The organism is Pedobacter polysacchareus, assembly GCF_019802255.1.
Taxonomy (GTDB): Bacteria; Bacteroidota; Bacteroidia; order Sphingobacteriales; family Sphingobacteriaceae; genus Pedobacter; species Pedobacter polysacchareus.
Genome location: NZ_JAHYSS010000005.1, coordinates 669,219 through 675,269, shown reverse-complemented (window position 1 = coordinate 675,269; position 6,051 = coordinate 669,219). Strand labels below are relative to the sequence as shown.

Annotated in this window: 8 protein-coding genes; 2 read left to right on the top strand and 6 right to left on the bottom strand. The window is 33.6% G+C overall.

Translation table 11 applies throughout. From position 1 onward, the window contains the following. The first annotated feature begins 261 nt into the window (after positions 1-261). Positions 262-405, top strand: a complete 144-nt coding sequence (locus K7X70_RS17445) for an Arm DNA-binding domain-containing protein (protein ID WP_222538251.1) — start codon at positions 262-264, stop codon at positions 403-405. A gap of 279 nt (positions 406-684) precedes the next feature. Here K7X70_RS17445 and K7X70_RS24570 read toward each other — a convergent pair whose 3' ends face one another. The 6 genes from K7X70_RS24570 to K7X70_RS17415 form a co-directional block, all read right to left on the bottom strand. Further along, positions 685-1,086 (bottom strand): YaaC family protein, encoded by a 402-nt coding sequence (locus K7X70_RS24570; protein WP_222538250.1) that lies wholly within the window; start codon positions 1,084-1,086, stop codon positions 685-687. A gap of 509 nt (positions 1,087-1,595) precedes the next feature. Further along, entirely contained in the window at positions 1,596-2,066 is a 471-nt protein-coding gene (locus K7X70_RS17435; RefSeq protein ID WP_222538249.1) for a hypothetical protein, read from the bottom strand. A gap of 455 nt (positions 2,067-2,521) precedes the next feature. Further along, positions 2,522-3,988: a hypothetical protein gene (locus K7X70_RS17430; RefSeq protein ID WP_222538248.1), complete on the bottom strand. Its 1,467-nt coding sequence runs from the start codon at positions 3,986-3,988 to the stop codon at positions 2,522-2,524. Positions 3,989-3,996: 8 nt separating this feature from the next. Then, positions 3,997-4,218 (bottom strand): hypothetical protein, encoded by a 222-nt coding sequence (locus tag K7X70_RS17425; protein WP_222538247.1) that lies wholly within the window; start codon positions 4,216-4,218, stop codon positions 3,997-3,999. A 309-nt stretch (positions 4,219-4,527) separates the two neighbouring features. Next, positions 4,528-4,863 carry a hypothetical protein gene (locus tag K7X70_RS17420; protein WP_222538246.1) on the bottom strand — a complete coding sequence of 112 codons (336 nt, stop codon included), beginning with the start codon at positions 4,861-4,863 and terminating at the stop codon, positions 4,528-4,530. Between the two features lie 32 nt (positions 4,864-4,895). Continuing rightward, entirely contained in the window at positions 4,896-5,099 is a 204-nt protein-coding gene (locus K7X70_RS17415) for a hypothetical protein (protein WP_222538245.1), read from the bottom strand. A 333-nt stretch (positions 5,100-5,432) separates the two neighbouring features. Here K7X70_RS17415 and K7X70_RS17410 point away from each other — a divergent pair, with 333 nt between their 5' ends. Further along, positions 5,433-5,870 carry a hypothetical protein gene (locus K7X70_RS17410; protein ID WP_222538244.1) on the top strand — a complete coding sequence of 146 codons (438 nt, stop codon included), beginning with the start codon at positions 5,433-5,435 and terminating at the stop codon, positions 5,868-5,870. Positions 5,871-6,051 lie beyond the last annotated feature (181 nt).

The following is a 6,051-nucleotide window of genomic DNA, read 5'->3' as shown; positions in this document are numbered from 1 at the left end:
ACAAAAAATCCCTACCTGAATAAACGGATAAGGATTTTTATGGTTAAATTTATGTCAACCTATTTCAGGACGTGACATACGGGGGTACCAAAACTTGCACCAATTCTCATAAAAAATTGAGCGATTCGGTGAGTCATTTGGAAAATTCACCCTACTCACCGAATAGCACATATTTAACTACTGAACAGGTAGTTACACACTAAACATCTTGTAACCGTTAAACTGCAAAGCTATTTTTGTTTCACCCTTAATCATTAAATGATGAAAACGAACTTCAGCCTGCTTTTTTATCTGAAAAAGCAAAAGAACTACATCAGTGGCAACACCCCTATTTACATGAGAATTACGGTAGACGGTAAACGTGCAGAAATTGCGACCAGCAGGGATTGTAACCCAAGCCGTTGAGTGCATCGCTGGGGAGAAAGGCAGACACAAGGATGAAGCCTATACTGGTTTAACGATAGTTCAGTGGGACATGTTGAACACGTGACGAAAGGCAGTTGTATTGTAACACCGTAGCACTCTCAATTGACAGGTAGCCTTTGAGAGCATAGAACACTTCTTAAAGATCGTATTAAAGGAGCTGTCACAACCACACTACCAATAGTAGATAATTTTATTCATTTTCCAAATAAGAGTGTTTTAAAAACTTGAATAAGCTTTTAAAACACTCTGACCTAAAATTTAAGCAGTCGCTAAATATAAAAATTGTTTCGGCTGAGTTGTTAAGAATTCGCTCATGAGCCACTGTTCTTTATCTGAGAATATTCTGTCAAACATATATGGAGGACACCTCGTTATAGAACCAAGAAAAAACATAGAATTATAGATAATCATTTCAGACGAATACCTACTTGTAGGATGATTAGAAATATACAATGTATACCCCTCGTTGCCAATGTAGCACCAAATTCCTTTTGTTCTAAGAATAGTTGAAAATTGATAATAGGCATCTCTGCTCACCGTATATGTAGGTAATGCATATGTTTCCGTCCAAAAGTGATTATCTTCTTCAGTTATTATGTTGTATCCTAGGGCTAAAAGACTTGGTAAATCAGCAGCAGAACAACAAATTTTACATTTCATAATCATTGCTTTTCCATGTTTGAATAATTTAAATTTTTCAATTCTAAAAAACACTTCTTGACTACTGTAAATTTCACCGTATGCTCTATGCCCCCCACACAATGAGCCATATAATCCTTCAAATTGAGCGTTACATTTGTTGGTGAAGGTAACCCGTCAAGACATTCCATTAATTCACATGCAACATTTTTAATATGAGTTTTCTTACGTTGAATTGTTATTGTTGAATGAATGAACCTATTCATATGTTGTTCAGAAATACCATGCATATATTGCGCATTACCATATCTTTTATCTAAATTAATTATGATCTTTCCAAGATTTTGAAAGGAATAGTAAAGGTTTAGACTTGACAGGATTACGGTAATAATGTTGAAAAGTTGCAGACGATATCAACAAATTCAATGGTAACAGCATCCTAAATGCTCCCCTCTCTCATTTGGTGCTAACAAGGAGAAAGGGGAGATTTAGTCAAAGTTCATTATTATAATATTTCAACATAAACTAATTTACAATCCAGCATCATGCCCTCTAAAAGATGTCTTTCTGAAGATTCGTTGAGCATCAAATTTAGAATAATCAGGGTCAAAGCAATCAATGATCGCACGTGTCGTCACAAGATTAAAACCCAGTAAATTCGAATCTACAGGATGGTAACTTCCATCATTAATCTCGAAGGCTAATGATATAGATTGACCTTTAATACCTGCTAAGTAACCTAGAAAAAATTCAAGTCCTTTGGTAATTGTACCCCTGAATTCTAAAGGCAACTCGGTTTCCGGTACATTCCAGATAATCCTACTAGAATCATCAGATGGTGCATACATCTTTATTTTCACATGAGCATACTTGCTGTGCATAGAACCAATAAAAAGAGCTTCGCCCTCTACGGCACTTAAATCCCACTTAGCCAAGCTAGCGTTTATATGATTAAGTTCTTTCGCCTCGATTATACCTGAACTGATTCCAACTACTTCCACAACTTTTTTGAATTAAATAACCATTTATTAATAGAATAAGCTTAGTAACGTTAATGGGGTATAGCTGATATTAGCAAGTGCAAGATAACGATATTATATTACTCTTATTTGCATCATTAAGATACTTCTATACATTCCTAAACGAAGGCTTTCGCTCTTTCGGGGCATAGAGAGGGAAAGCCCTCTTTTAGCCATGGGTTTTGCGGTTGAACTAGCCTTAGCGGAGATATTGGCATGAAATACCACCCCAAGATAGCTTAGTGAAGTGCAGATCAAGGTTATACTATCTTTCCAAAATGCGGGCTTGAGGGGTTCGATTCCCCTCTCTCCACCTATACCAGAGTAGAACCTGTTGGATACATGAATATTAATTTTATTTCGTGTTTATTTGCTGCAAATACTTACATTTAGTTAATAGACACTTGCTCTTTGAAATGCATTTGTACTCATATCTTTTAAGAAGCAGATTCAAAGACACCTTTGGTGTTAAGATCAAAAAACTTACCCATCTCAGAAAGATTATTACCCAACTGATCTTTGGTGACACGGGAATTTAAATAAGTGGCAAATGACTTATTCATCCGAATATATGTATCCGGCTCTTTATTGCGATTGTATTTTCTTTTTAAACTCTCAATACTTTTGAAATAATCACCTATTAGGCCAGTCAATACGGCAGTATCACTTTTGAAAAGACAAAAATACTCAACAAGTACATTTACATTCATCATTAACACAGGCTTAACTGATTGAAAGCCTCCCTTTACGCCATTCACATGTTGCTCAAACCGCTCGTTCACATACAAGTTAACACCTGCCATATCAAGATTATTATCTGAATAAATCAGAACAGGATAAATGTTCAGCCTTTTAGCTGATTTCACACCAAGCTTACCTACAAGAGGAGAATCCTCTCTTAATAGATGCCCCATTTGTTTCACAATTTGAGTACTTCCTTTATTTTTCCCAGATAAGGATTTGGTAGTTAAGAAGTTTCGATCAATAAAATCTTTAAAAGCTTCAAAATCTAGTGCCTCCACGTTTTTAATATTGAAATCAGTCATTTTAACCTCAAAAATAAAAATATTGTCAGCTGATGAACGAACAATAAAATCTTGATATAATTCCTCACTAATAACTTTCTGATTCCTTTCGCTAAAAATTGCATGAATATATTTGCTAACAAAAAACTTTTCAAAATAGTTCAAGCCGATAAACCCTTTAAATGCATTATAATTTTTGAACTTTAATCCATTTCTCAAAGAAGTTTGGTTATAAAACGAAAAAAACACCCCATATTCAATTGCATACTGAAAATAGTTATAGTCAAGAATAATTGGATGTTCATCTCCCAAAAGGTAAAAAGGTTTAGGCACTATATCCATATTCAGCGATAATCCTTCTTTCTTTTTAAGCTCATTTTTGTCGAGCGTAAAATCTGAAATCAACCTTTTGGGAATACCATTAACGTCTAATACGTGTTTAACAAACTCATCGCTTTTAGAAGGTGCGCCAACAACTTCCAGAAAGAACTTACCATACAACCACGGATTATTAATACCATAATACCTACAAAATTCCTGACATTCATCCTTTACCAGATCATGTTCAGATAAAAACTTGCTAATAAATCCTATTTTTATCAAAGCAGTGAACTTATCATAAATGCCTTTACCGAGATGATTCTGCTGAATCATCTCTAGGTGAAACATTCCATGAAAGCTTTCCAAGTCATGTTCCTGAAATCTAGAATAATACAGCTCATTAAAAATTAAAAGTGTCTTAAAAAGATCACTGGATAATTTAGCGGAATTAACAATCAAATCTGGAATATACTCCACGTAATTCTCCAGGCATGTCTTTATTAGTAAGGAAACAGCCGACGCTGAAAACAATGCCATGTGGTCTGGTTGGCCATCCATAATCGCCCTCAGGAATTCTTCTTTTGCATAAAGGTATCAACATATATAACCTCCTTCAGAACCTTCATACTTTCTGTTTTCTCATCTCCTTCCTGGAACAAGATGGCATTAATCTTCGAGAGCTTCAATAAGATAAAGTCAGTTGGGTAAGGTCGAATAAAGATCAAAGGATCTTTAGGAGGTTTCTCGCTAAATTGCTGGGAATAGGTTAATACAGCTATATAATTCATAAAAAGGCATGTTAAATTTTAATAAAAACATTTTACTACTATACCTAACTAAAAATGCAAGTATAACCGAAAAACAAGGTAGAATACCCTTTGTAAAGGATGCAATTATTTCATAATTTAATTAGTATTCTGAATTATCTCTTTAATAATGATACCACTAAGAATAATGGCTCAAATATTATGTACTGCTATTCGATCTACGAGCCAACTTCTTAAAGGTTGAGTGTAATTTACCCAAGTAATTAAATCATATATCCATAATGTAATTAGTCAATATTTCTCTTTTAGTACCCGTAAGTGCATGTGTACTCAACTTTCATTTTCCTCGTTATTTCTTGATCTGGATGAGCCAAATGCTTCTATCGAATTAACACTTGTCACCAAATGCCAACCCGCGTTTAGCTTAACTTCTGCATCTTTTCCAACATACGATGTGCCGATACGTTTAAATTTCTGCTTAATCTTCTTCGAAAAAGAATTATACAAATTAATTGAAAAAGGATCATCGGAAGTTATTCCAATTCTCCCTCCAATGATAATATTACCCTTCTCAACATAGATACCTCCTAGTTTCAATTCAATTCCTTTGGGATTAATTAGTAAATCAACAGCATATTTTACTCCTCCTTTTTTTTGATCAACCACTCGAATACCGACTTCATTAATCTGTGGAATAATCAGATACCGATCAATAAGATTCCAATCACAAAAGATGTTAATCCAATTTTTGGGTCATCAAATATTGAATTATGATGAATTATTTCAGGACTATCAAAAAGCCCCATTAAAAAATATCGAATATCGAAAATTTCTTCTATTTCTTTTAAAATAGATTCAATATCCGGTTTTGTTATAAAAAATATAGGCTGTTTACTACCCATTGTTTTTAATTAACCCTAACCACCATCCCTATTGAAAAAAGTCTGCACTCACCTCAAAATTTTCCATTAGAAGATAATTATTTACATTTGTACGTAACAACACCAAGCACTTCACCTCAGAAAAAACTACTTTATTCTTTTACTTTAATTTCTGCTTAATAATTAAGTTACCATCCTATTCATAATAAAAGATACTCCAAAATAAAGAAATGCTCAATGTCCCAAGAATTTAAACCTAAATTTAACTTCCTAATTCCAATTTTTCGATTGATTTATTGCGTTTTTCTATCGGGAATTACTGTCATATTTGCCTACCATTTAGTCCTAAGCATTATGGACACAGAACGCTCCCCACTAGAAATCGGTGCTATTCTATTAGGCTTAATATTGTTTTATTCCTATAGTCATGTAATTACAAAATCATTCTTTCTCCAAACTAAGAAAATTGCCGTTACAAAAGACTTTTTAAAAGAAATCAATTATTTAAGGAATACCACTAGGTTAATAACAAAAGACGATATCATTGGATTTAGCACCTCTGTAATACCATATAAAATTCGCAGTTTTTCACAAATCATAGTTTATCTAAAAAATAATGAAAAGATAGAACTTATCCAGTTTTGCTATTTCAACTTCAAAGAGATTGAACCTGTATTACTTAACTGTGGGTACAAACATTTAGGCTTTGAAATATATCGGTGGAAGTGGTTTGATAGTAGACACTATAAATACGAAACAGCAGCATCTCCAAAACAACCAAAACTAGTTTAACTCAGTTATTATCACATTTTATGTATATTTAAAATATAGCATTTGCAGCAAAAACGTACAAATTAAAGGTGAGTGATTCGGTTAGTGCCAATTCCAAAACCTCCCAGATAATGAATAACCGTTGATTTTTACAAAGGTGTGAATCCCAGCGGGATCACTAGAAATAGCAACAAAAAAGACA